This is a genomic window from Escherichia sp. R1 (genome assembly GCF_003000935.1).
In the GTDB taxonomy this organism is placed as follows: domain Bacteria; phylum Pseudomonadota; class Gammaproteobacteria; order Enterobacterales; family Enterobacteriaceae; genus Escherichia; species Escherichia coli.
Map to the genome: position 1 here is coordinate 1 of NZ_PSRU01000067.1, position 1,601 is coordinate 1,601.

The 1,601-nt window shown below is 53.8% G+C and carries 1 rRNA gene; it reads right to left on the reverse strand.

Annotated elements, in window-relative coordinates:
• Window positions 1–44: 44 nt before the first annotated feature.
• Window positions 45–1,586, reverse strand: a 16S ribosomal RNA gene (locus C4F37_RS27025).
• Window positions 1,587–1,601: the final 15 nt, after the last annotated feature.

A 1,601-nucleotide genomic window follows, 5' to 3' on the forward strand; every position in this document is an offset into this window, starting at 1 on the left:
ATCAGACAATCTGTGTGAGCACTTCAAAGTACGCTTCTTTAAGGTAAGGAGGTGATCCAACCGCAGGTTCCCCTACGGTTACCTTGTTACGACTTCACCCCAGTCATGAATCACAAAGTGGTAAGCGCCCTCCCGAAGGTTAAGCTACCTACTTCTTTTGCAACCCACTCCCATGGTGTGACGGGCGGTGTGTACAAGGCCCGGGAACGTATTCACCGTGGCATTCTGATCCACGATTACTAGCGATTCCGACTTCATGGAGTCGAGTTGCAGACTCCAATCCGGACTACGACGCACTTTATGAGGTCCGCTTGCTCTCGCGAGGTCGCTTCTCTTTGTATGCGCCATTGTAGCACGTGTGTAGCCCTGGTCGTAAGGGCCATGATGACTTGACGTCATCCCCACCTTCCTCCAGTTTATCACTGGCAGTCTCCTTTGAGTTCCCGGCCGGACCGCTGGCAACAAAGGATAAGGGTTGCGCTCGTTGCGGGACTTAACCCAACATTTCACAACACGAGCTGACGACAGCCATGCAGCACCTGTCTCACGGTTCCCGAAGGCACATTCTCATCTCTGAAAACTTCCGTGGATGTCAAGACCAGGTAAGGTTCTTCGCGTTGCATCGAATTAAACCACATGCTCCACCGCTTGTGCGGGCCCCCGTCAATTCATTTGAGTTTTAACCTTGCGGCCGTACTCCCCAGGCGGTCGACTTAACGCGTTAGCTCCGGAAGCCACGCCTCAAGGGCACAACCTCCAAGTCGACATCGTTTACGGCGTGGACTACCAGGGTATCTAATCCTGTTTGCTCCCCACGCTTTCGCACCTGAGCGTCAGTCTTCGTCCAGGGGGCCGCCTTCGCCACCGGTATTCCTCCAGATCTCTACGCATTTCACCGCTACACCTGGAATTCTACCCCCCTCTACGAGACTCAAGCTTGCCAGTATCAGATGCAGTTCCCAGGTTGAGCCCGGGGATTTCACATCTGACTTAACAAACCGCCTGCGTGCGCTTTACGCCCAGTAATTCCGATTAACGCTTGCACCCTCCGTATTACCGCGGCTGCTGGCACGGAGTTAGCCGGTGCTTCTTCTGCGGGTAACGTCAATGAGCAAAGGTATTAACTTTACTCCCTTCCTCCCCGCTGAAAGTACTTTACAACCCGAAGGCCTTCTTCATACACGCGGCATGGCTGCATCAGGCTTGCGCCCATTGTGCAATATTCCCCACTGCTGCCTCCCGTAGGAGTCTGGACCGTGTCTCAGTTCCAGTGTGGCTGGTCATCCTCTCAGACCAGCTAGGGATCGTCGCCTAGGTGAGCCGTTACCCCACCTACTAGCTAATCCCATCTGGGCACATCCGATGGCAAGAGGCCCTAAGGTCCCCCTCTTTGGTCTTGCGACGTTATGCGGTATTAGCTACCGTTTCCAGTAGTTATCCCCCTCCATCAGGCAGTTTCCCAGACATTACTCACCCGTCCGCCACTCGTCAGCAAAGCAGCAAGCTGCTTTCTGTTACCGTTCGACTTGCATGTGTTAGGCCTGCCGCCAGCGTTCAATCTGAGCCATGATCAAACTCTTCAATTTAAAAGTTTGATGCTC